The organism is Promicromonospora sp. NPDC019610 (assembly GCF_044389365.1).
In the GTDB taxonomy this organism is placed as follows: domain Bacteria; phylum Actinomycetota; class Actinomycetes; order Actinomycetales; family Cellulomonadaceae; genus Promicromonospora.
Genome location: NZ_JBIRXX010000001.1, coordinates 2220857 through 2242758, shown reverse-complemented (window position 1 = coordinate 2242758; position 21902 = coordinate 2220857). Strand labels below are relative to the sequence as shown.

At 73.5% G+C, this 21902-nt stretch carries 21 protein-coding genes; 6 read left to right on the top strand and 15 right to left on the bottom strand.

Annotated elements, in window-relative coordinates; translation table 11 throughout:
- Positions 1-73: 73 nt before the first annotated feature.
- Positions 74-802: a hypothetical protein gene (locus ACH45N_RS10010; RefSeq protein ID WP_397393266.1), complete on the bottom strand. Its 729-nt coding sequence runs from the start codon at positions 800-802 to the stop codon at positions 74-76.
- Between the two features lie 127 nt (positions 803-929).
- On the opposite strand from ACH45N_RS10010, the gene ACH45N_RS10005 reads away from it, so the two are divergent.
- Positions 930-3080: a DEAD/DEAH box helicase gene (locus ACH45N_RS10005; RefSeq protein WP_397393265.1), complete on the top strand. Its 2151-nt coding sequence runs from the start codon at positions 930-932 to the stop codon at positions 3078-3080.
- Positions 3081-3133: 53 nt separating this feature from the next.
- The gene (locus tag ACH45N_RS10000) at positions 3134-4411 is read left to right on the top strand and encodes a DUF418 domain-containing protein (RefSeq protein ID WP_397393264.1); all 1278 of its coding nucleotides are present in this window, start codon (positions 3134-3136) and stop codon (positions 4409-4411) included.
- 198 nt (positions 4412-4609) lie between these two features.
- On the opposite strand, the gene ACH45N_RS09995 is transcribed toward ACH45N_RS10000, so the two are convergent.
- Positions 4610-4882 carry a hypothetical protein gene (locus tag ACH45N_RS09995; RefSeq protein ID WP_397393263.1) on the bottom strand — a complete coding sequence of 91 codons (273 nt, stop codon included), beginning with the start codon at positions 4880-4882 and terminating at the stop codon, positions 4610-4612.
- Positions 4883-5081: 199 nt separating this feature from the next.
- Between ACH45N_RS09995 and ACH45N_RS09990 the strand changes: the two genes are divergently transcribed.
- Positions 5082-6497 carry a hypothetical protein gene (locus ACH45N_RS09990; protein WP_397393262.1) on the top strand — a complete coding sequence of 472 codons (1416 nt, stop codon included), beginning with the start codon at positions 5082-5084 and terminating at the stop codon, positions 6495-6497.
- A 16-nt stretch (positions 6498-6513) separates the two neighbouring features.
- On the opposite strand, the gene ACH45N_RS09985 is transcribed toward ACH45N_RS09990, so the two are convergent.
- The gene (locus ACH45N_RS09985; RefSeq protein WP_397393261.1) at positions 6514-7773 is read right to left on the bottom strand and encodes an MFS transporter; all 1260 of its coding nucleotides are present in this window, start codon (positions 7771-7773) and stop codon (positions 6514-6516) included.
- A 59-nt stretch (positions 7774-7832) separates the two neighbouring features.
- Here ACH45N_RS09985 and ACH45N_RS09980 point away from each other — a divergent pair, with 59 nt between their 5' ends.
- The gene (locus ACH45N_RS09980) at positions 7833-8231 is read left to right on the top strand and encodes a MerR family transcriptional regulator (protein WP_397393260.1); all 399 of its coding nucleotides are present in this window, start codon (positions 7833-7835) and stop codon (positions 8229-8231) included.
- 60 nt (positions 8232-8291) lie between these two features.
- Here the strand turns inward: ACH45N_RS09980 and ACH45N_RS09975 are convergent, their stop codons facing one another.
- From ACH45N_RS09975 to rpsB, 7 genes are all read right to left on the bottom strand, one after another.
- Positions 8292-8834 (bottom strand): DivIVA domain-containing protein, encoded by a 543-nt coding sequence (locus ACH45N_RS09975; RefSeq protein WP_285105094.1) that lies wholly within the window; start codon positions 8832-8834, stop codon positions 8292-8294.
- Positions 8835-8839: 5 nt separating this feature from the next.
- Positions 8840-9934: a 23S rRNA (adenine(2503)-C(2))-methyltransferase RlmN gene (rlmN, locus tag ACH45N_RS09970; RefSeq protein WP_397393845.1), complete on the bottom strand. Its 1095-nt coding sequence runs from the start codon at positions 9932-9934 to the stop codon at positions 8840-8842.
- A gap of 65 nt (positions 9935-9999) precedes the next feature.
- The gene (locus ACH45N_RS09965) at positions 10000-10836 is read right to left on the bottom strand and encodes a phosphatidate cytidylyltransferase (protein WP_397393259.1); all 837 of its coding nucleotides are present in this window, start codon (positions 10834-10836) and stop codon (positions 10000-10002) included.
- A 50-nt stretch (positions 10837-10886) separates the two neighbouring features.
- Entirely contained in the window at positions 10887-11444 is a 558-nt protein-coding gene (gene frr / locus ACH45N_RS09960) for a ribosome recycling factor (protein WP_397393258.1), read from the bottom strand.
- Positions 11445-11551: 107 nt separating this feature from the next.
- A complete protein-coding gene (gene pyrH / locus ACH45N_RS09955) occupies positions 11552-12307 on the bottom strand; it encodes a UMP kinase (RefSeq protein WP_397393257.1) in 756 nt (251 codons plus the stop codon).
- A gap of 288 nt (positions 12308-12595) precedes the next feature.
- A complete protein-coding gene (gene tsf / locus ACH45N_RS09950; protein WP_397393256.1) occupies positions 12596-13435 on the bottom strand; it encodes a translation elongation factor Ts in 840 nt (279 codons plus the stop codon).
- A gap of 105 nt (positions 13436-13540) precedes the next feature.
- Positions 13541-14488: a 30S ribosomal protein S2 gene (gene rpsB / locus ACH45N_RS09945; RefSeq protein ID WP_397393255.1), complete on the bottom strand. Its 948-nt coding sequence runs from the start codon at positions 14486-14488 to the stop codon at positions 13541-13543.
- 614 nt (positions 14489-15102) lie between these two features.
- Between rpsB and ACH45N_RS09940 the strand changes: the two genes are divergently transcribed.
- Entirely contained in the window at positions 15103-15849 is a 747-nt protein-coding gene (locus ACH45N_RS09940; RefSeq protein WP_397393254.1) for a murein hydrolase activator EnvC family protein, read from the top strand.
- 139 nt (positions 15850-15988) lie between these two features.
- Here ACH45N_RS09940 and ACH45N_RS09935 read toward each other — a convergent pair whose 3' ends face one another.
- Positions 15989-16942, bottom strand: coding sequence for a tyrosine recombinase XerC (locus tag ACH45N_RS09935; RefSeq protein WP_397393253.1), 954 nt, complete (start codon positions 16940-16942; stop codon positions 15989-15991).
- Positions 16943-17116: 174 nt separating this feature from the next.
- On the opposite strand from ACH45N_RS09935, the gene ACH45N_RS09930 reads away from it, so the two are divergent.
- The gene (locus tag ACH45N_RS09930; protein ID WP_397393252.1) at positions 17117-18076 is read left to right on the top strand and encodes a zinc-binding alcohol dehydrogenase family protein; all 960 of its coding nucleotides are present in this window, start codon (positions 17117-17119) and stop codon (positions 18074-18076) included.
- Positions 18077-18099: 23 nt separating this feature from the next.
- On the opposite strand, the gene dprA is transcribed toward ACH45N_RS09930, so the two are convergent.
- From dprA to ACH45N_RS09910, 4 genes are all read right to left on the bottom strand, one after another.
- Positions 18100-19404 (bottom strand): DNA-processing protein DprA, encoded by a 1305-nt coding sequence (dprA, locus tag ACH45N_RS09925; RefSeq protein WP_397393251.1) that lies wholly within the window; start codon positions 19402-19404, stop codon positions 18100-18102.
- Positions 19397-20944: a YifB family Mg chelatase-like AAA ATPase gene (locus ACH45N_RS09920; protein WP_397393250.1), complete on the bottom strand. Its 1548-nt coding sequence runs from the start codon at positions 20942-20944 to the stop codon at positions 19397-19399. Before ACH45N_RS09920 ends, dprA begins: the two co-directional genes overlap by 8 nt.
- Positions 20944-21390: a YraN family protein gene (locus ACH45N_RS09915; RefSeq protein ID WP_397393249.1), complete on the bottom strand. Its 447-nt coding sequence runs from the start codon at positions 21388-21390 to the stop codon at positions 20944-20946. Before ACH45N_RS09915 ends, ACH45N_RS09920 begins: the two co-directional genes overlap by 1 nt.
- Before the next feature lie 212 nt (positions 21391-21602).
- The gene (locus ACH45N_RS09910; RefSeq protein WP_020016858.1) at positions 21603-21902 is read right to left on the bottom strand and encodes a DUF2469 domain-containing protein; all 300 of its coding nucleotides are present in this window, start codon (positions 21900-21902) and stop codon (positions 21603-21605) included.

Sequence of the window (21902 nt, the reverse complement as noted above, 5' to 3'; positions counted from 1 at the left end):
GAGTGCTGGATATTCGCGCCTCTGGCACACACAAAAGGGCGAATATCCAGCACTCAACGAGGTGGGGGGCCGGTCAGGACTCCAGGCGCTTGGCCTCCGACTCGGCCTCGTCCGCCTCGTCGTCGCGGCCCTCCTTGCGCAGCGCGCTCGTGAGCGAGCGCATCGAGGTGGCGGCGTCGGACTTGGCGAGGTCGGACGACGTCCCGCGCAGCTTGGCCCACAGGCCCATCGCCTCCTCGGCGACCTCCAGCACCTGCGAGCGCTCCTTGCTGCCGAGCGCCGACGTCGTCACCGTCTCCAGCGCATGCTCCAGGGCCACCCGCTGCTTGCCCGGGTCGTCGTCGTCCAGGCTCTTGAAGAGGCCCACGGCCTCGCCGACGAGCGCCGAGGTCGACTTCTCCGGGTCCTTCGCCGCGGCCTGGCTGCCGAACGACAGCAGCGCCACGGCCAGCCGCGACACGGTGCTGCCGGCCTCGCCGGGCAGCTTCTCCGCGCCCGAGGCCACCAGCTGGTGCAGCCGGGCGGCGGTGCGCGTCTCGATGTTGTCCTCGCGCTCCGGACCCTCGTCCTGCACCGGCGCCGCGGCCGGAGCCGACGTGGCGGCCGGCGCCGGTGCGGCGGCCGGCGCCGGTGCGGCCGCCTGCTCCGGCTCGGCGACCGGAGCCGCCCCTGCGACCGGCTGCGGGCCGGCGTCGGGCTCCGCGACGGCCGACGCCGCCTGCGGCGACGTCCCCGGTGCCGGCTCCCCTGTCGCGGCGGCCTGCGCCACCTCTGCCTGCTCCGGCAGTGCGTCCGTGCTCACTCGTTCCTCCTGTTTTTGGTGCGACGAAACTACCAGAATGAGCATTCGGTCCGGTATGTAAGAAACGTCGGTCCAGGACGCGCGTCGAGGCCCTCGGGACGGCCTGCACCCAGTACCGTCGTCGGCCATGAAGACCTGGTCCCGCGGCGAGGCCCGCGACCTGCTCGAGCACGCCGGAACCCGGCACGACCTGGGCTCCCGTACCCTCAGCCAGCGCCGTGGCGCCCCCGCCCGCGTCCGCGCCGCCTACCGCGCGGCGCGCGACGCGCGCGTGCTGGACGAGCTGTCCGAGGTGCCCCTCGACCGGATCCGCGAGGTGGGCACGGGGCGCCTGCGCCTCGGCCCGGTGGAACAGGCGGGGTACCGGACCGTCGGCCAGGTGCGGGCGGCCGCCCCGGAGGAGCTCACGGCGATCGCGGGTGTCGGCGCGCGCACCGCGGAGGCGCTGCGCGCGGCGGCCCAGCAGGTCTTCGACGCCGTGGACGCCGGACTCGCCTTCCGGCTGGACCACGCCCCCGCCGACCCGCTCGCCACCCGCCTGGTGCGCGCGCTGCACGACCACCTGCACGTCCAGCGCTTCTTCCAGACCTGGAACGACCGGCTCGACGTCGACGTGCGGGAGCTCGCCCGCCTGGCCGAGGCCGGTGCGCTGCGCGCCACGTTCGTGCGGCGGTTCTTCGCGGGCCGTGCGCGCACCGACCGCGCCGACACCGCACTGACCGAACTGAAGACGCTGTCCGACGACCTCGACGCCGTGGGGATCACCGACGACCTGCGCCGCCTGGACGAGGTGCTGACCGCGACGTCCGACGCCGACGTCTGGAGCGACTACGAGGCGCGGGCCGCCGCGTACATCACCGCGCTGGGCGACCTGGTCGACCTCGGCATCGACGTCGCGGCCGCCGAGGGCTTCCTGCCCGAGGAGGTGGTGGGCGAGGTCGCGGCGCAGGACCTGGACACCTCGCTGCTGAAGGTCTCGCTGCGCAGCTACCAGGCGTTCGGCGCCCGGTACGCGCTCGCCCAGCGGCGCACGATCCTCGGCGACGAGATGGGCCTCGGCAAGACGGTCCAGGCCATCGCGGTGATGGCCCACCTCGCCGCCAAGGGGGGCACGCACTTCCTCGTGGTCTGCCCCGCGAGCGTCGCGGCCAACTGGGCGCGCGAGGTCGCGGCGCACTCCGAGCTCACGGTCCGCGTGCTGCACGGCGACGACCGCGAGGCGGGCATCACGGAGTGGGCGGCCGACGGCGGTGTCGGCATCGCCACGTTCCCCCAGCTCGGGCACCTGCGGGCCGGCGACCTGCCGCGCCCCGCCCTGCTGGTGGTGGACGAGGCGCACTACGTGAAGAACCCGGAGGCGCAGCGCTCCGAGCGGACGGCGGACTGGGCCCGCGCGGCCGAGCGCGTGCTGTTCATGTCGGGCACGCCCATGGAGAACACCGTGGACGAGTTCCGCAGCCTGGTCGGCTACCTCAAGCCCGACGTCGCCGAGGGCATCGACCCGGCCGCGGGCCTTGCGGGCGCCGCGGCGTTCCGCCGGTCGGTCGCGACGGTGTACCTGCGGCGCAACCAGGAGGACGTGCTCACCGAGCTGCCCGAGCTGGTCCAGGTCGACGAGTGGGAGCGGTTCGGCAAGCACGACGGCGCCGCCTACCGCCACGCGGTGCTCAAGCGGTCGTTCGCGGACATGCGCCGGGCCGCGTTCGTCGAGGCCCCCGAGCCGACGGCGAAGCTGGTCCGGCTGCGCGAGATCGTCGACGAGGCGGTGGAGAACAACCGCAAGGTGGTGGTCTTCTCGTACTTCCGCGACGTGATCGAGCGCGTGCTCGCCGAGCTCGGCCCGCTCGCCGTCGGGCCCATCACCGGATCGGTGCCGGCGGCCCGCCGCCAGGAGCTGGTCGACGAGTTCACGCAGGCGAAGGAGCCCAGGGTGCTCGTGAGCCAGATCGAGGCCGGCGGCGTGGGGCTCAACATCCAGGCCGCCTCCGTGGTGATCCTGTGCGAGCCGCAGGTCAAGCCGACCGTGGAGGCGCAGGCCATCGCCCGCGCGCACCGGATGGGTCAGGTCCGCACCGTGCAGGTGCACCGCCTGCTCATCGAGGACAGCGTGGACGAGCGGCTCCTGGAGATCCTCGGCACCAAGGCCGAGCTCTTCGCGGAGTACGCCGGGCGGGCGAGCGTCGCCGGGACGCCGTCGGCCTCCGACGTCACCGAGAAGGAGCTGTCGCGACGGATCGTGGACGAGGAGCGCGCCCGGCTGGAGGAGCCCGCGGCCTGACATCTTTCACCCCTTTCCTCGCCGCTCCCGCGCTGACCTGGTGTGATGTATGCATGTCAACCATCACCCTGATCAGGGGACCGGTCCAGGCCGCCGAGCGCTCGCCCGCGCCGGACCTGGCACGCGGCTTCATGCTGCTGCTGATCGCGATCGCCAACACGACGTACTACCTGTGGGGCTCGGAGATGAATCCCGGGACGTCACACCCTCGGGACGGCTCGGCGGTCGACAAGGTGGCCGACTTCCTGAGCATCACGTTCGTGGACATGCGGACCTACCCCATGTTCGCGTTCCTGTTCGGGTACGGCATGATGCAGCTCTACAACCGCCAGGTCGCGTCCGGGACCCCGGATGCCATCGCCCGCAGCCTCCTGCAGAGGCGCAACGGGCTGCTCCTCGCGTTCGGGTTCGTGCACGGCGCGCTGCTCTGGATGGGTGACGTGCTGGGCGCCTACGGCCTCGCAGGCCTGCTGATGGTGTGGCTCTTCTTCCAGGTGAAGGACCGCACCTTGATCGTGTGGACGTGGGTGCTCGGCGCCCCGGCGGCGCTGTTCGTGGTGCTCGCGACCGTCGGCGGATGGTTCATCGCGCGGCTCCCGGCGGACGACCCCACAGCACGAGAGATGGCGGCCGCCTTCATGCCCTCGGACGGGGAGTCGGTGTCGACGACGTCGTACCTCGCCTCGATCGGGTGGCGCCTGGCGTACTGGACCCTCGGTACGGTCGGCCAGGGCGTGCTCACGCTCGTGGTGCCGGTGATGCTGCTGCTCGCGTTCTGGGCCGGACGGCGCCGCATCCTGGAGAACCCGGGCGAACACCTGCCGCTGCTGCGCCGCGTGGCCGTCGTGGGCCTCACCCTCGGGTGGCTCGGCCCGCTCCCCGCGGCGCTCGACCACGTCGGTGCCATCGACGTGCCGGACCACGCAGCCTGGGTTTTCCTTCCCGTTCAGATCCTGACGGGGTTCTTCGGCGGCCTGGGCTACGTGGCGCTGTTCGGTCTGATCGGCCATCGCGTCGCCCAGCGGCGCAGCGGGCCGCCGTCGGGCAACCTGTTCCTCACGGACGGGCCCTTCACGGGCGCGATCCAGGCCGTCGGCAAGCGGTCGCTGACGTCCTACCTGCTGCAGTCCGTGCTGTGCGCGCCGGTCCTCGCCGCGTGGGGCCTCGGGCTCGGCCAGTACCTCAGCTCGTGGAGCATGCTGCTGTACGCGGTCGTGGTCTGGGGGCTCACGGTCGCGTTCGCCGTCTGGCAGGAGCGCACGGGCCGCCGCGGACCGGCCGAGGTGCTGCTGCGCCGGCTGGTCTACGGCCGGCCGACCGCGCCGCGCTGACCCGGGGCCCGGCGCGGGCCGCTCGTCACAGGTGGCTCGTCGCGGGTGGCTCGTCGCGGGTGGCTCGTCGCGGGCCGCGTCCGAAGGTGCGCTTCTACCCCGCCATTGCGCCCGGAAACGACGTGATTTCGGGCCCCATGACGGGGTAGAAGCGCACTTTCGGACGCAGTCCGCGGCGGCAGCGGTCGGCAGCGGGAGTCAGGCCGGGAACGAGTCGACGGGCTCGTCCTCGCCGTCGCCGTCGGTGTCCACGGAGATCGTCGACGTGCCGGCGGTGGTCTCCAGGACGACGTCGGGCACGCCGTCGCCGTCCGTGTCGTACAGCTCGATGTCGGGCACGCCGTCACCGTCGTAGTCCTCGAACTGGGCGTCCACCACGCCGTCGCCGTCGGTGTCGGCGACCTCGACGTCCGGGACGCCGTCGCCGTCGAGGTCGTACTTGCCGGGCTTGTCGGCCAGGAACTCGGACACGTGGTTCTCCTTGCTGCTCGGGGGACACCGCTGTTCCAGTGCCACCGCTGGGTGCTCCTCCGATCATGCCCCACGCCGGCGGTATCCCGGGCGCCCGGCGGACCACGCGACCGCAAGGTCATCCGACACGTCGTCGATCGGCCAAGATTTCACCCGTTTCCCCTCGCGGGTGAAATAGGTGGTCGCCTACATTCAGCACATGCTGATCCAGGTTCGCAGTCCCCGACGCCGCGCCGCGCTCCTGGCGGCCACCACCTGCGCCCTCCTGATCGTCTCGGGCACGGCCGGCGCGGCCGGCGCGGCCAGCGCGGTCGGCGCGGCCGGCACCCCGGGCACCGGGACCGGGGCGGACGGCGCCGCGCGGGCGTGGTCCGTCGACCTCGCCGACGTCGGGGCGGACGACGCCGGCGTGCTTGCCTCGGAGGACGGGCTGCGGCTCGACCCGAAGGACCCGGCCACGGCGTCGGGCGGCGCGCCGGATGCCGCGAGTGGCGCCGATGACCCGTCGGACGCCGACGGTGCGAGGAGCACCGGGACCGCTGCCGGCGCCGCCTCGCCCGAGCGCCGCGAGGTGTCCGGCCAGCTCGTCGCCGACCCGGTGGAGCTCGACTCCCCCGCGAGCGGCGTCGCCGCCGACGTCGACGCGGCGACGCCGGCGGGCACCTCCGTGCTGGTCGACATCCGCGGCCGGTACGCCGACGAGGGTCCCGACTCCTGGACGGAGTGGGTCCCGGCCGGCACGCCGCTGCCGGTGGCGGCGCGCACCGTGCAGGCCCGTGTCACGCTCGTGGGAGACGCCGGCGACGGCGGCGACAGCGAGGCCGGCGACGTCAGCCCCGTCGTGCGGGAGGTGACGCTCACCCCCGAGACCGGACGGTCCCGGTCCCTCCAGGAGGTCGAGGCGCGGCCGACGTCCGGCGAGCGCGCGTACACCGTGTACGCGACCCGCGAGGGCCTCGTGGGCGGCACGACCGCCAACGGGCACGTCATCACGTCGCGCGACCACTTCGTCGCCCTGCCGTCCCGGCGCGGGCTGTCGTCGAACAACTCGGGCAGCTACTCGGTGCGGGTCTGCGCCGCGAGCACGGGTCGCTGCGCGTACGCCCCGGTGTGGGACGTCGGCCCATGGAACACCACCGACGACCACTGGAACGCGTCCGGGACGCGCCAGTCCTGGGCCGACCTGCCGCAGGGCAAGCCGCAGGCCCAGGCCGCCTACCAGGACGGTTACAACGGCGGGCTCGACGGATTCGGCCGCCGGGTGGCCAACCCGGCCGGGATCGACCTCGCGGACGGCACGTTCTGGGACGCCCTGGGGCTGACCGACAACGCCTGGACCACCGTCACCTACCTGTGGACCGGCTCCGGACCCAAGGGCATCGTGCGCACCAGCGGGGGGCCGCTCACGGTGCGTTCCGGGCCCGGTACCGGCCGGTCCGCCGTCGGGCAGGCCGGGAACCACGCGAACGTCGTGATCGAGTGCACCGCCACCGGCACCACCGTGGACGGCTACTACGGCACGAGCAACGTGTGGAACCGGATCGGCCCGGGCAACTGGATCTCGGACGCGTACGTCAACACGGGTTCGAGCGGGCCGGTGGCCCCCGCCTGCTGACCCGTGGCGGGGGTCGTCAGGCCCGGCGGACCGACACCGCCAGGCCCACCGCCGCGGCGCCGACCACCACCGCGGCCAGCACCGGCACCGCCGTCACCCCGGACCCCGCCACCACGAACGAGGCGAGCGCCGCTCCGACGGCGATCCCGCCGTTGAACAGCACCGGGATCAGCGCGCCCGCGAACGAGCGGCGCTCGGGCCCGGCCAGCCGCAGGATCAGCGTCTGCGCGAACGGCGGCATCGCGCCCGACACGACACCCCACGCGACGACGACGGCGACCCCGATCACAGGGCCGGCGTCCACGGCCCCGAGCCCGAGCACGGCGAGCGCGGTCGCGGCCACGCTGACCACGAGCGCAGGCCCGCTGCGGTCGCCGAGCCGACCGGCCAGCGCGACGCCGACCGCCGAGGCGAGCCCGAACACCAGGAGCAGGGTGCTCATCCCGCCCGGCAGCGCCTGCGCGGGCGCCTCGGCCAGCCGGGTGATGTACGTGTACGCGCCGTAGTGGCCCACCAGGACCAGCGCGACCAGGCCGGTCACCGTCAGCAGCCGCGCCGCCCCGCGGCGCGGCCCACCGACGACGTCCGCGCCACCGGCGGCCCCGGCACCGTCCCCGGCCGGGGCGTCCGCGACGGCCGCCCGGGCCACGACCAGCCGGACCGCGACCGCGGCCAGCAGGCTCAGGGCCGCGAGGGCCCAGAAGGCGGTGCGCCAGCCGGCGGCGTCGGCCACGAGCCGGGCCAGCGGCGTGCCCACCACCATCCCGAGGGTCGCCCCGCCGAGCACGACGGCGATGGCCCGGCCGAGCAGGCGGTCGGGGACCAGGTCGGCCACGTGCGCGTTGGTCGTCGCCCACAGCAGGCCGACCGCGGCCGCACCCAGCACCCGTGCGCCGACCGCCACCTGGAACGTCGGGGCGAGCGCCGTGAGCGCGGACGACAGCCCGAGCACCGCCAGTCCCCCGGCGATCACCGCGCGACGGTCCCACCGGCGTGTCAGCCGCACCAGCGGAAAGCTCAGCACCACGACGACGGCCGCCCACACCGAGACCAGCAGGCCGGTGCTGGACTCCGCGACGCCCAGTCCGGAGCTCATCTGCTGGAGCACGGCCGTGGGCAGCATCTCGGCCGTGACCATGAACAGCGTGCCCGCGCCGAGCACGAGCAGCGACGGCCAGGGCAGGACGTCGGCGCGCGGTGCACGAGGGCTGGCGGGTGTCGCCGGAGCGGCATCCGTGCTGGTCCGGGGGGCTGGGGTGGTATCTGTCGTGTCCATGCCAGCCACGCTAAAGTTTGACACTGGTGTCAATGTCAAGCCCTGCCCGGAGGTGCGTCATGAAGATCGGTGAGCTCGCCACGCGGACCGGGGTCACGACCCGGCTGATCAGGTACTACGAGCAGCAGGACCTGCTCGAGGCGGACCGGGCGGCCAACGGCTACCGCACCTACACGGAGGCGCACGTGGAGCGGGTCTCCCGCGTCGCCGGGCTGGTCCAGGCGGGCATTCCCACGCGGCTGGTCAAGATCCTGCTCGACGCGGAGGACGCCGCGGAGCGCGAGGACCCGACCTGCCCACGGGAGGTGGCGCAGCAGCTCGCCACGGAGCTGGTCGGGGTCCAGGCGCGCATCGACTGCCTCACGCGCAGCCGGGACTCGATCCGCAGGTTCCTCACGGCGACCCAGCACGAGGTGCTGCTCCGGGAAGCACAGGAGCCCGCGGCCGCCGCCGTCTGACCTGCGAACAGGTCGGAGGACGGGGGCCGCGGGCTCGGTGCCGCAGCTCGGGGCGAAGGGTCACTCGACCCCGAGCAGCACCTCCACGGCACGGCTCAGGAACGCGTCGACCGAGGCCTCGTCGTAGGCCTCGGGCCCACGGGCCCGGCCGAACGTCGCCGAGCGGATGTCGCCGGCCGTCAGGGGCTCCTGCCGGTCGAAGTACCCGATCAGCCGGTCGCACAGGTCGTCGACGTCGTCCTTGTCGTAACCCTGCGAACCGCGGTCGGCGGGCGCGAACTTCTCGCCGTCCGGCCGGCCCAGCCGCCCGTACAACGAACGCGCGCGCTCGGCGAGCGCGTTCATCCAGGCCTGCTGACCGTGCGCCGAGGCGTACTCCGCACGCTGCCGCGCGATGAACGCCGCCTCGAGACGGTCGAGCGCCGCGTCGACCTCGTGGGTGTTGTACCCGCCACGGGTCAGGTCGAACGTCGACGCCTGGATGTCGGCACTCGTCAGCCGTTCGGCCGTGCGCCCCTCGTACGCCTGCCGGGCATGCTCGAAGAACTCGTCGACCTCGTCCTTGTCGTACCCGGTGCGCATCTTGGGAACGCTGTTGAACATCCCACTCACTCGTCGTCCTCCTCAGCCGCCAGCTGCCCGCAGGCACCGTCGATGTCGCTGCCGCGGGTGTCACGGATCGTGGTCGGGATCCCGTGCCCGCGCAATCGTGCCACAAACTCGTCCTCGACATCCCGGTCGCTCGCGGTCCAGATGGAGCCCGGCGTCGGGTTGAGGGGGATGGGGTTCACGTGCACCCAGCCCTTGCCCCGTGAGTTGAGCTTCTCGCCCAGCAGGTCGGCCCGCCAGGCGTGGTCGTTCATGTCCTTGATGAGGGCGTACTCGATGGAGACGCGGCGCCCGGTCACCTCGAAGTAGTTCCGTGCGGCGTCCAGCGTCTCGTCGACGTTCCAGCGCGTGTTGATCGGCACCAGCTCGGAGCGCAGGTCGTCGTCGGGCGCGTGCAGCGACAGCGCGAGGGTCACCGGGATGCCCTCCTTGGTCAGCTTCTGCATGGCCGGGACCAGGCCCACCGTGGAGACCGTGATGTTGCGGGCCGACATGCCGAGCCCCTCGGGCTGCGGCGCCACCAGCGTGCGCACCGTCTCGATGACCGCCTTGTAGTTGGCCAGCGGCTCGCCCATGCCCATGAACACGAGGTTGTTCAGGCGGGTCACACCGCCCGGGATCTCGCCGTCCGCCAGCGAGCGGAACGCCGCGCGCACCTGCTCCAGGATCTCCGCCGTGGACAGGTTGCGCGTCAGGCCGAGCTGGCCGGTCGCGCAGAACGGGCAGGCCATGCCGCAGCCGGCCTGGCTGGAGACGCACAGCGTGGTCCGGTTCGGGTAGCGCATGAGGACCGACTCGACCTTGGCGTCGTCGAACAGGTGCCACAGCGTCTTGACCGTGGTGCCGCCGTCGGCCTCCAGCTTGCGCGTGGGGCGGATGAGCTGGGGGAACATCGTGGCCGCGAGGGCCTCCCGGGACTTCGCCGGGAGGTCCGTCATCTGCGCGGCGTCGCTCGTGTAGTGCGTGAAGTAGTGCGTGGCGAGCTGCTTGGCCCGGAAGGCGGGCTCCCCCGCCTCCAGCACCGACGCCACGCGCTCCTCGGGCGTGAGGTCGGCGAAGTGCCTCGGCGGCTTGCCGCGGCGCTTCGGCGCCATCTGCAGCGGGATCGCCGGGGTCTCGTCCGACGGACGCACGACAGGCTGGGCAAGGGGAGTTTTCATCAGGCAACCACCGAGAGCACGAGATAGACGAAGGGCGCTGTGATGACCAGCGAGTCGAGGCGGTCCAGCACGCCCCCGTGCCCCGGGAGCAATGAGCCCATGTCCTTCAATTCTAGGTCACGCTTGAGGAGCGACTCGGCGAGATCGCCGACCGTGGCAGTGACGGCCGTCATGACGCCGAGCGCGATCCCGAGGATCGGGCTCTCGCCGAGGCCGTACACCGCCCCGACCACGCCCACCGCCGTGGCCAGCACGATCGAGCCGGCCAGGCCCTCCCACGACTTCTTGGGGCTCACCGTCGGCGCCAGCGGGTGGCGGCCGAGCATGACGCCGGCGATGTAGCCGCCGGTGTCGTTGGCGACCGCCAGGAGGATGAACAGCGCGACCCGGATCTCGCCGTCGGGCTGCGCCAGCATCAGGACCACGAAGCCGGCCAGGAACGGGAGGTAGGACGCGGCGAACACCGCGGCCGCCGAGTCCCGCACCGCGCTGAGGCCGGAGCCGTCGAGCGCCCGCCACACCACGGTCGCGGCCACGGTCAGCACGAAGGCCACGAACAGCGCCTCCGGCCCGCCCCGGTAGGCGGAGACGATCATGCCGGCGGTCCCGACGAACAGCGGGACCATCGGCAGCCGCAGGTCACGGCGCGCGAACGCCTGCCGCAGCTCCCAGAGCCCCGCCCACAGCAGGACGACCACGAACGCCACGAACGGCTCGGGTCGCCAGTACAGCGACGCGCCGACGATGCCGAGCAGGCCGACGCCCACGAGGATGGCGGCGGGCAGGTTACGGCCCGCGCGCGACTTCTTCGCGGCGGGTACGGGTTCCGGGCTCACGGCGGGGTGCGCGTTGTCTCGCTCTGTCGTGTCTCGAGGCGGTGCGGGCATCAGACCTCGAGCAGCTCGCTCTCCTTGCCGGCAAGCAGCTGGTCGATCATCTCGACGTGGCTCTTGGTGATCTTGTCCAGCTCCTTCTCCGCGCGCACGACCTCGTCCTCGCCGGCCTCGCCGTCCTTGACGATGCGGTCCAGCGTCTCCTTGGCCTTGCGGCGGATGTTGCGCACCGAGACGCGCGAGTCCTCGGCCTTCTGCTTGGCCAGCTTCACGTAGTCGCGCCGGCGCTCCTCCGTGAGGGAGGGCAGCACGATGCGGATGGCGTTGCCGTCCGTCGCCGGGTTCACGCCCAGGTCGGAGTCGCGGAGCGCCTTCTCGACGGCGGGCACCGAGCTCTTGTCGAAGGGCGCGACCAGCACGGTCCGCGCGTCCGGGATGTTGAAGGACGCGAGCTGCTGCAGCGGGGTGGGCGCGCCGTAGTAGTCGACGGTGATCTTGCTGAACATGCCGGCGTTCGCGCGTCCGGTGCGGATGCCCGCGAAGTCCTCCTTGGCGACCTCGATCGCCTTCTCCATCTTTTCCTCGGCTTCGAGGAGGGTCTCGTCGATCACCACTGCTCCTGTCGTTGGTCTACGGGTGGTGCCGGGGCCACTCTACGGACACTTTGCCCGGCTACCGAAAGGTTCGCGCGTTACCCGGCCTGGCCGGGCCGCACGGGTCAGCGCGTCGTGATCAGCGTGCCGATCGGCTCGCCGGCGAGCGCGCGGGTGACGTTGCCCTCGCCCTCCATGCCGAAGACCCGCATCTGGACGTCGTTGTCGCGGCACATCGCCAGCGCCGTGTCGTCCATGACGCCGAGCCGGTTCACGAGGGCGTCGGTGTAGGTCAGGTGGTCCAGCTTCTTCGCGTCCGGGTTGCGGCGCGGGTCGGAGTCGTACACGCCGTCGACCCCGTTCTTGCCCATGACGACCTGCTCGCAGCCCGTCTCCAGGGCGCGCTGCACCGCCACGGTGTCGGTGGAGAAGTAGGGCATGCCTGCGCCCGCACCGAAGATGACCACGCGGCCCTTCTCCAGGTGCCGGATGGCGCGCAGCGGGATGTACGGCTCGGCGACCTGCCCCATCGTGATAGCGGTCTGCACGCGCGTCTTGACGCCGGCCTGCTCCAGGAAGTCCTGCAGGGCGAGGCAGTTCATGACCGTGCCGAGCATGCCCATGTAGTCCGCGCGGGCGCGGTCCATGCCGGCCACGCTCAGCTCGGCGCCGCGGAAGAAGTTCCCGCCGCCGACGACGATGGCCACCTGCACGCCGTCGCGCACGGCCACGCCGATCTCCTTCGCCATGCGGCGGACGACGTCGGCGTCCAGCCCCACGCTCCCGCCGCCGAACGCCTCGCCCGACAGCTTCAGGAGCACACGCCGCGCGGGCTTGCCCTCCTCGTCCACCGCGAAGTTCTGGGTCGCCTCGTCACTCACTGGTCAGTCACCCTTCGATCGTCACTGCCGGGACACCGCCCTCCCGGAATACTGCGCCCGACTCGCGGACGACGCACCTCTGCACCGCGCGGAGGCCTGCGGGCCGACCTCGAGACCCCTGGTGCGCAGTGGAGCCCGCCCGCTCTACCCCACACCAAAAGTATCGAAGCCGTGCCGCGCTCCCGGTGGAGCGTGGCGTGCGAGCCGGCGTCGTCCCTCGGACGCGGCCGGCCGCGTATGCGTCGGCCCGGCCCGCGCCGAGGCGCGGACCGGGCCGAACGAGCTGCGTCAGGAACCGACGCGGAAACGCACGAACGCGGTCAGGGCACCGTTCACCGAGGCGACGTGCTTGGCGACCGTGGTCTTCGGGTCCTTCGCGAGGGGCTGGTCCACCAGGACGACCTCCTTGAAGAAGCCGTTCAGGCGACCCTCGACGATCTTGGGCAGCGCCGCCTCCGGCTTGCCCTCGTTCTTCGAGGTCTCCAGAGCGATCTCGCGCTCCTTCTCGACGACGTCCGCCGGGACGTCCTCACGCGTGAGGTACTTCGGGGCCATCGCGGCGACGTGCTGCGCGATGTCCTTGGCGACGGCCGCACCGGCCTCGTCGGTGACCACGAGGACACCGATCGACGGCGGCAGGTCCTTGGCCGTCTTGTGCAGGTAGGTCGTGACCTTCGGGCCCTCGACGCGCGCGACGCGGCGCAGGACGAGCTTCTCGCCCAGCGTGGCGCCCTGTGCGGCGATGAGCTCGGCGACGGTGCCCTCACCGGCGGGGGCGGCGGCAGCCGCGACCTCGTCGGCGGCACCGGCGGCCGCGGTGGCCTCCAGGACGGCCTCGGCGAGCGAGATGAACTTCTCGTTCTTGACGACGAAGTCCGTCTCGGCGTTCAGCTCGATCATCGTGGCGACCTGGCCGGCCGCGGTGTCCTCGACCTTGACGGCGACGAGACCCTCGGACGTGGCGTTGCCCTCGCGCTTGGCGGCGCGGGCCAGGCCCTTGGTCCGGATGATCTCGATGGCCTTGTCGGCGTCGCCGTCGGCCGCGTCCAGGGCCTTCTTGACGTCGAGCATGCCGGCGCCGGTCCGCTCACGCAGCGCCTTGATGTCAGCGGCGGTGTAGTTCGCCATTGTTCTGGTCCTCCGTGCAGTCGTGTTGTTCGTGGGAGGTCGTTCGACCCGAGGAACGGTGCGCTGACCGGGCCGACACGAGGTCGGCCCGGTCAGCGCGGCGCGTCACTTCTCGGTGTCGGCCTCGGGGGCGGCGGCCGGAGCAGCCTCGGCGGCCTCGGCGGCCTCCACGACCTCGGCGGGAGTGGCCGGGGTGGCGGCGGCAGCAGCCTCGGCGGCCGCCTCCTCGACGGTGCCCTCGGCGGTCGCGGCCGGGGTCTCGACCGTGCCCTCGGTGGTGTCACCGGCCAGGAGCTCGCGCTCCCACTCGGCCAGCGGCTCGGCGGCGGGCTCGGTCTCGGCACCGGTCTTGCTGCCACCCGAGTGGCGCTGCATGAGGCCCTCGGCGGCGGCGTCCGCGATCACGCGGGTGAGCAGCGTGACGGAGCGGATCGCGTCGTCGTTGCCCGGGATCGCGTAGTCGACCATGTCGGGGTCGCAGTTGGTGTCGAGGATCGCCACGACGGGGATGCCCAGCTTGCGGGCCTCGTCCACCGCAAGGTGCTCCTTGTTGGTGTCGACGATCCAGACGGCCGAGGGGACTTTGGCCATGTCACGGATACCGCCGAGGGTGCGCGCGAGCTTGTCCTTCTCGCGGCGCAGCACCAGGAGCTCCTTCTTCGTGAGGCCCGAGGCGGCCACGTCGTCGAAGTCGATCTCCTCGAGCTCCTTGAGGCGCTGGAGACGCTTGTGCACCGTGGTGAAGTTGGTGAGCATGCCACCGAGCCAGCGGTGGTTCACATAGGGCATGCCGACGCGGGCAGCCTGCTCGGCCACCGGCTCCTGGGCCTGCTTCTTCGTGCCCACGAAGAGGATGGAGCCGCCGTGGGCGACCGTCTCCTTGACGAAGTCGTAGGCACTGTCGATGAAGTGCAGCGACTGCTGCAGGTCGACGATGTAGATACCGTTGCGCTCCGTGAAGATGAAGCGCTTCATCTTCGGGTTCCAACGGCGGGTCTGGTGTCCGAAGTGGACACCGCTCTCGAGGAGCTGGCGCATGGACACGACGGCCATGACACGTCCTTTCGGTGCGGTCCGGGATCGACCCGGGCTCCGCACGCATTTCAGGCGGCACAGGACGCAAGGCCTGGGCCACGGTTCGGTTGGCGGCACCCTCTCGTGACGGTGCCCCTGGCGCCACGTCGTGCCCGACGCCGACCCCTGGGGGCCGGACCACTGCCGGACGCGACTCGGTGTGACGCGCGATGTCGACCAGGTGTTCTCCCTGCCAGGCAAGCAGTCAGCTGAGCTGGACGCCTGCCGGACGGGCAGCACATGCCGGTCGCGGGTTGAAGTCTACCCGACCGACCCCCGCGGCGAGGACCCGCGTGAGGGGCCTTGGCTGTGACGTCGCACGCTCCTCGGCGGGCGCTCGTCCGGGCGCTCGTCCGGGCGCTCGTCCGGGCGCTCGTCCGGGCGGTTGTCGGGGCGGTTGTCCAGGCGGTTGTCCGGGTGGTTCCCGGCACTCTTCACCGGGCGTTCTCCGTAACTCGTGACGGCGCCCGGGAGACCCTCGCGACGGTGGTAGCGGGAAACGAGCGCGACCACAGGAGGGTCCGGGACGGGTTCGTGCACAGGCGGGCCGCTTGTCGCCGACGCCGTCGAGATCGCGAGGCGATGCTCGGGCCATGACGACTCCACGCCCTTCTCACGCTTCCCGCCGTGCGGCCCAGCGCCGGACGGCCGCCGCGGTCCTGACCGCGCTGCTCGCCGTCGTGCTCGCCGTTCTCGCGCTCGTCGCTCTCATGCCGGCCCCGCCGGCCGCCGCCCTGCGCTCCGGGCCGGACGTCGCCGTCCGGCTGGGTCTCGACGCCCGGCTCGCGCCCGGTGGGACTGACGGCGTGACGGAAGGTGGTACGGCGGACGGCGGCGCGACGGACGGCGCCTCGGCGGCCCGCGCCGCGGGTACCGGCTACGTGCCGCCGGTCGCGGGCGTGGACCCGCCGACCGGCGTGGAGCGGCTGTTCGACCCGCCCGCGGAGGAGTGGGGCGCGGGACACCGTGGCATCGACCTGGCCGCCGCGCCGGGCACGCGGGTGTTCTCCCCCGGTCCGGGCGTGGTGACGTTCGCGGGGCAGGTGGCGCGGCGCGGGGTCGTGGTGGTCACCCATCCGGGCGGCCTGCGCAGCAGCCTGGAGCCGGTCGCCGTGTCCGTCCCGGTCGGCACCGCGGTCGCCGCGGGGACGGCGATCGGCGTCGTCGAGGGGAGTCCGGGCGCGGACGAGCCGGGCGCAGACGGCACCGACCAGGGCGCGCCGCCGAACCACTGCGCGCCCCGGTCCTGCGTGCACTGGGGCGTGCGGCGGGGCGAGCGCTACATCGACCCGCTGTCCCTGCTGGACCGCCCGCCGATCGTGCTGCTGCCGGACCGCTGACCCCCGGTTCGGGCGCCGACGGGCGGCACCGCTCGCCGGCGCGGTGCGCGGCGTCGCCGACCCAACGCGCCGCGGTCGGGCGCGCTCCACCTGCCCCTCGGGCGCATCGCCGGACGGGCAGGCGCGCACCACCCGACGCTCAGGCGCGCGGGAAGGCTTGGGCGTAGACGCTGCGCAGCCGCTCGGCGTCCACGTGGGTGTAGCGCTGGGTGGTCGCGAGGTTGGCGTGGCCGAGCACCTCCTGCACGGCACGGAGGTCGGAGCCGCCCTGGAGCAGATGCGTCGCGGCGGAGTGCCGCAGCGCGTGGGGTGCGACGTCGTCGACGCCGGCCTGGGCCGCGAGCCGGTGCACGGCCTCGCGCACCTGGCGCTGGCCCCAGCGACCGCCGCGCTCCCCCACGAGGAAGGCGTCACCGGTGGCGGCGGTCATGAACGCGGGCCGGCCGTCGGTCAGCCAGGCGTCGACGGACCGCGCGGCCGGGATCCCGAACGGGACGACCCGCTCCTTGCCGCCCTTGCCGAGCACCCGAACGAGCCGGTCGCGCGCGTCCACATGCCCGACGTCGACCGAGACCAGCTCGCCCACGCGGATCCCCGCGCCGTACAGCAGCTCCGCGGCGACCCAGGAGCGCAGGGCCGCGGGACGGGACGCCTCGTCGGCCTCGTCCGCGGCGGCCCGGGCGCCGTCGAGCAGCCGGCTGGCGGCGTCCACGTCGAGCACCGTGGGCAGCGTGCGCGGCACCTTGGGGCTCGCGAGCCGCGCCGAGGGGTCGACGGGCACGAGCCCGGCGCGGTGCGCCCAGCGCAGGAACGCCCGGGCCGAGGCGCCGCGGCGGGCGAGCGTGGAGCGCGCGAGCCCGCGGTCGGACTGCGACGCGAGCCACCCGCGAAGCAGCGTCAGGTCGATCTCGTCGAGGCTCGTGCTCCCGTGCCGCATCGAGTACCGCAGCAGGTCGGTCACGTCCGCCACGTAGGCACGCCGCGTGTGGGCGGAGTGCCCGCGCTGCGCGTGGAGGTAGCTGGCGAAGCGGGACACGGCGTCGGACAACTGCTCGGGCAGCCGAGGCAAGCCGGACAGGTCGGTAAGGTCCACGTTTGCCAGTGTGCAGCCGGACCGCCACGGGGTGAAGCAGGCGCGCCGCGTTGCGCGACCCGGTGCGTCGCCACCCCGCTCTGCCGGACTGCGGGCCGGGCCGCTCTGCCAGACTGTCGGGTCGGAACTGTCCGGTCGGACAGGTTCCCGCCGGACGAGTGCAGGAGGAGCGCGATGATGCGTGCCGTACAGGTGACCGAGTTCGGTGGGCCCGAGGTGCTGCGGCCCGTCGAGGTGCCGGAGCCGACCGCAGGACCGGACCAGGTGCTGATCGAGGTGTCGCGTATCGGCGTGAACTACGCCGACACGCACCAGGTCGAGAACTCCTACCAGACGCCGACCCGGCTGCCGTTCGTCCCCGGGAGCGAGGTCGTCGGACGCACGCCGGACGGGCAGCGGGTCGCCGCCCTGCTCACCGGCGGGGGCGGGTACGCCGAACGGGCGGTCGCCGATGCGGCCATGACCTTTCCCGTGCCGGACGACGTCGACGACCTCACCGCGCTCGCCATGCTGGTGCAGGGCACGACGGCCTGGATCCTGCTGCGCAAGAACGCGCACCTCGAACCAGGCGAGTCCGTGGTGGTGCACGCGGCCGCGGGCGGCGTCGGCACGATCGCCGTGCAGCTCGCCAAGGCCTGGGGCGCCGGCCGGGTCGTCGCCACGGCGAGCACGACCGACAAGCGCATGCTGGCCCTCGGTCTCGGCGCGGACGTCGCCGTCGACTCGCGCGCGGACGACCTGCGGACGGCGCTGCTCGACGCCAACGGAGGGCGCGTCGACATCGTGCTCGACATGGTCGGCGGCACCACGACCGACCAGAGCCTGGCCACGCTCGCGCCCTTCGGCCGGCTCGTGTTCTACGGCATGGCGGGGCGCGAGCAGCCGCGTCCCGTCGAGCTGCGCAACCTGCTCGGCCACAGCAGCACGGTCGCGGGCATGTGGCTGCCGCACGTCTTCCGGCTGCCCGGCAATCTCTACGGCCGGGCACTGACCGAGCTGTTCGACCTCGCCCGCAGCGGCCAGATCCGCGCCGTCGCGGGCGGCGAGCACCCGCTGTCCGACGCCCGCGGCGCGCACGAGGCCCTGCGCTCGCGGGGCACCGTCGGCAAGCTCCTGCTCGACCCGACCGCCTGACCCACGCCCCGTCGCCGGCCTGGTCACCGCTTGCGCCAGCCGCCGTCCTGCCGCTCGGCCAGCCCCATCAGCTCCAGCAGCCCGAGCGCCCCGGTCGTGTCGGCGAGCGCGATCCCGGCAGTCCGCGCGATCGACCGCTCGTGCGCCGGCTTGCGCACGGGCAGCGCGTCGAGCACCGCCTTGCCCGCCGCGTCGAGGTCGTCGCCCGGCCGCGTCTCGCCGCGGCGGCGCGGTGCGGTCTCGCCGAGGTCGCCGACCAGCTCGGCAGCCTCGGCGGCATCCGTGACGCAGACGGCCGCGCCGCGCCGCAGCAGCTCGTGACAGCCGCTGGAGGCCATGGACGTGACCGGCCCCGGCACCGCTCCCAGCGGGCGCAGCAGCGACACCGCGTGGTTGGCCGTGGACAGCGCGCCGGAACGCAGCGCGGCCTCGATCACGACGGTGCCCGCCGTGAACGCGGCGATCAGACGGTTGCGCTGGAGGAACCGCTGCTTGCCCGGCACGGAACCCGGCGGCACCTCGCTCACCACGGCCCCCTGGTCGGCCGTGCGCCGGAGCAGGTCCGTGTTGGCCGCGGGGTAGAGCCGGTCGACCCCGCCTGCGAGGAAGGCCACGGTCTGCGCTCCCGAGACCAGCGCGCCCCGGTGCGCCTCCGCGTCGATCCCGTGGGCGCCACCGGAGACCACGGTGAACCCGCGGTCGGCCAGCCCGCACGCCAGGTCCCGCGTCACGCGCACCCCGTACGCGGTGCAGGCGCGCGAGCCCACCAGCGACACCGAGCGCGCCGCCAGCCCGGCCAGGTCGGGATCGCCCCGCACCCACAGTGCGAGGGGCGCGGTGGCGCCGAGCCCCGCGAACGACCGGGGCCAGCCCGGGAGGTCCGGCGTCAGGAAGGTGCCGTCGTAGCGGCCCAGGACGGCGAGCTCGCCCTCGGGATCGAGGCGCTCGAGCCGAGGCGCCCAGCGCCCTACGGCGGCGGCGACCAGGGCGGCCGCCCGCGTCCCGGAGGCGCCCGGCCCCTCGGTGACCGCCCCGAGCACGTGCCCCGGAGCATCGGCGCGCCCCGACGAGCCTGCCAGCGCCTCCCGGACCACACCCGGCGTCGCGGCCCCGCCGATCCGCCGCAGGAGGGCACCGGCCCGCTCGGGCGCCCGGGCGGCGTCGAGCAGCCAGTCGAGCGCGTCCACGGGACCGAGCTGCTCCACCAGGGCGCCGGCCACCGGGTCGCCCGGCTCGGCGATGCGGCTCCACGCAGCCCGCGCCAGCACCGGGTCCGCGGGGTCGAACCGGAGCCGCGCACGGGGCAGCTCGAAGAGCGGGTCAGCCATGCTCGCCTCCTGTGCGCAGCAGCAGCGCGTTCCCGACGTCGGGCACCGTGGGCGCGTCGCGCCCGGCGAGGTCGGCGATGGTCCAGGCGATCCGCAGCACCCGGTCGACGCCGCGCAGGCTCAGCCGCCCGGCGGTCATCGCCCGCTCGATCGGCGTGAGCAGGCCGGGGTGCGGGCGGAGGAGATCGCGCAGGAACCGGCCGGGCATCTCCGCGTTGGTGGACCAGGGTGTGTCGGCCAGCCGGGCGCGGGCGGCCTGCCGCGCGGCCAGCACCCGGGAGGCCACCACCGACGTCGGCTCGGACGCGCCCTCCAGCCGCTCGACCCGGTCCACCGGCTGCACCTCGACCTGCACGTCCACCCGGTCCAGCAGCGGCCCGGAGAGCCGTGCGAAGTATCGGCGCCGGGTGGTCGGCGAGCAGGAGCAGTCCAGGCCCTTGCCGACGGCGAGCCCGCAGGGGCACGGGTTGGCCGCGAGGACGAGCTGGAACCGCGCCGGGTACCGCGCCGAGCCGCCCGACCGGTGGATCACGAGCTCGCCCTGCTCCAGCGGCTGCCGGAGCGTCTCCAGCACCCGGGCGCCGAACTCGGGGGCCTCGTCCAGGAAGAGGATCCCGCGGTGCGCCAGCGACACCGCCCCCGGCCGCGGGATGCCCGACCCACCGCCCACCACCGCCGCCTGGGTCGCCGTGTGGTGCGGGTCCTCGTACGGGGGCCGGCGGATCAGACCTCCGCCGGGGTCGAACGTGCCCGCCACGGAGTGCACCGCGGTGACCTCGACGGCCTCGCGGTCGGTCAGGTCGGGCAGGATCCCCGGCAACCGGGACGCCAGCATCGTCTTGCCCGCGCCCGGCGGCCCGACGAGGAGCAGGTGGTGCCCGCCGGCGGCCGCGACCTCCAGGGCCCTGCGCGGCTCCTCCTGACCCACGACGTCGGCCAGGTCGCCCGGTAACCGCGCCGCCAGCGCCGAGCGGACCGGCCGCACCGCGACGACCTCGCGCACCAGCTCCGGCGGGCCGCCGTGCAGCGCCACCACCTCGGCCAGGCTCGTGGCGCCCACGACCCGCGCCCCCGGCACGAGCCGCGCCTCGTCGGCGTCGCCGGCCGCCACCACGACGTCCGGGTAGCCCGCGGCCACGGCTGCCGCCACGGTCGGCAGCACGCCCCGGACCGGCTGGACGCGCCCGTCGAGGCCGAGCTCACCCAGGTGCACCACCCGGTCGAGGCCGGTCCGGCGCATCCCCGGGGACGTCGGTCCGTCGGTGCCCGCGAGGATCGCCACCGCGATCGCCAGGTCGTACGCGCTGCCCTGCTTGCGCAGCGACGCGGGTGACAGGTTCACGGTGATCTTCTTGACCGGCCACGGCAGCCCCGTGGAGGTCACCGCGGCCCGCACCCGGTCGCGCGACTCGCTCAGCGCGGCGTCGGGCAGCCCCACCAGCGTGAATCCCGGGACCGACGCCGCGAGGTGCGCCTGCACCTCCACCACGTGCCCCTGCATCCCGACGAGCGACACCGCCCGGGTGGTCGCGATCCCCATCACGCCACCGACTCGAGGTGCTCGACGACGGCGGGGCCCTGCCGCTGCAGCGTCACCGCGACCACGTCGATGCGGATGGCACCGAAGCGGGTGCGCACCTCGGGCAGCACCGGCACCGGGCTGCCCGGGGGCGCCTCCGCCCGCAGCCGCGCCGCGTCGAGGCGGTCGGCGGCGAGCCGTTCCCGGAAGACGGTGAGCCACTGCCCCGTCAGCCGCTTGATCCGGGTGAGCTTGCGCGGCGTCACCGCCTCCGCCGGATGCCCGTACCCGAGTCCCGACCTGGTCTTGACCTCGACCACCACGAGCACGTCGCCGTCGAGCGCGACGATGTCGAGCTCACCCTCCGTGCCACGCCAGTTGGTGTCGAGCACCTGCCAGCCGCGCGCCTCCACGTGCCGCAGTGCGACCCGTTCGCCGTACCGGCCAACGCCGTCCTTCTTCGCCATCGCGTCCACCTCCGTGACCAGCCTTGGTCACGGAGGGGCGGGCAGGCAGCCTTCGCGGGGTCACCTGTGCACGGATCGATGATCCACAGGGTCGGCGTCGCGCTCGAACCGCTGGAACCTCGTCACGAGGGTCCGTACCACCCCACGGGGAATGTCCACGGTCCCGCTGGAGCAGGACCTGCCAGAGCGGGGACCCGCCAGAGCGAGCCCTGTCAGAGCGCGAGCTCGGCCTTCGCCAGCTCCTCGACGTTCACGTCCTTGAACGTCACCACGCGCACCGACTTCACGAACCGCGCCGAGCGGTAGACGTCCCACACCCAGGCGTCGCCGAGCCGCAGCTCGAAGTACACCTCGCCCGCCGCGGACCGCACCTGCAGGTCCACCTGGTTGGCGAGGTAGAACCGGCGTTCGGTCTCCACCACGTAGGCGAACAGGCCTACCACGTCGCGGTACTCGCGATAGAGCGCTAGCTCCATCTCCGTCTCGTAGTTCTCGAGGTCTTCGGCGCTCAC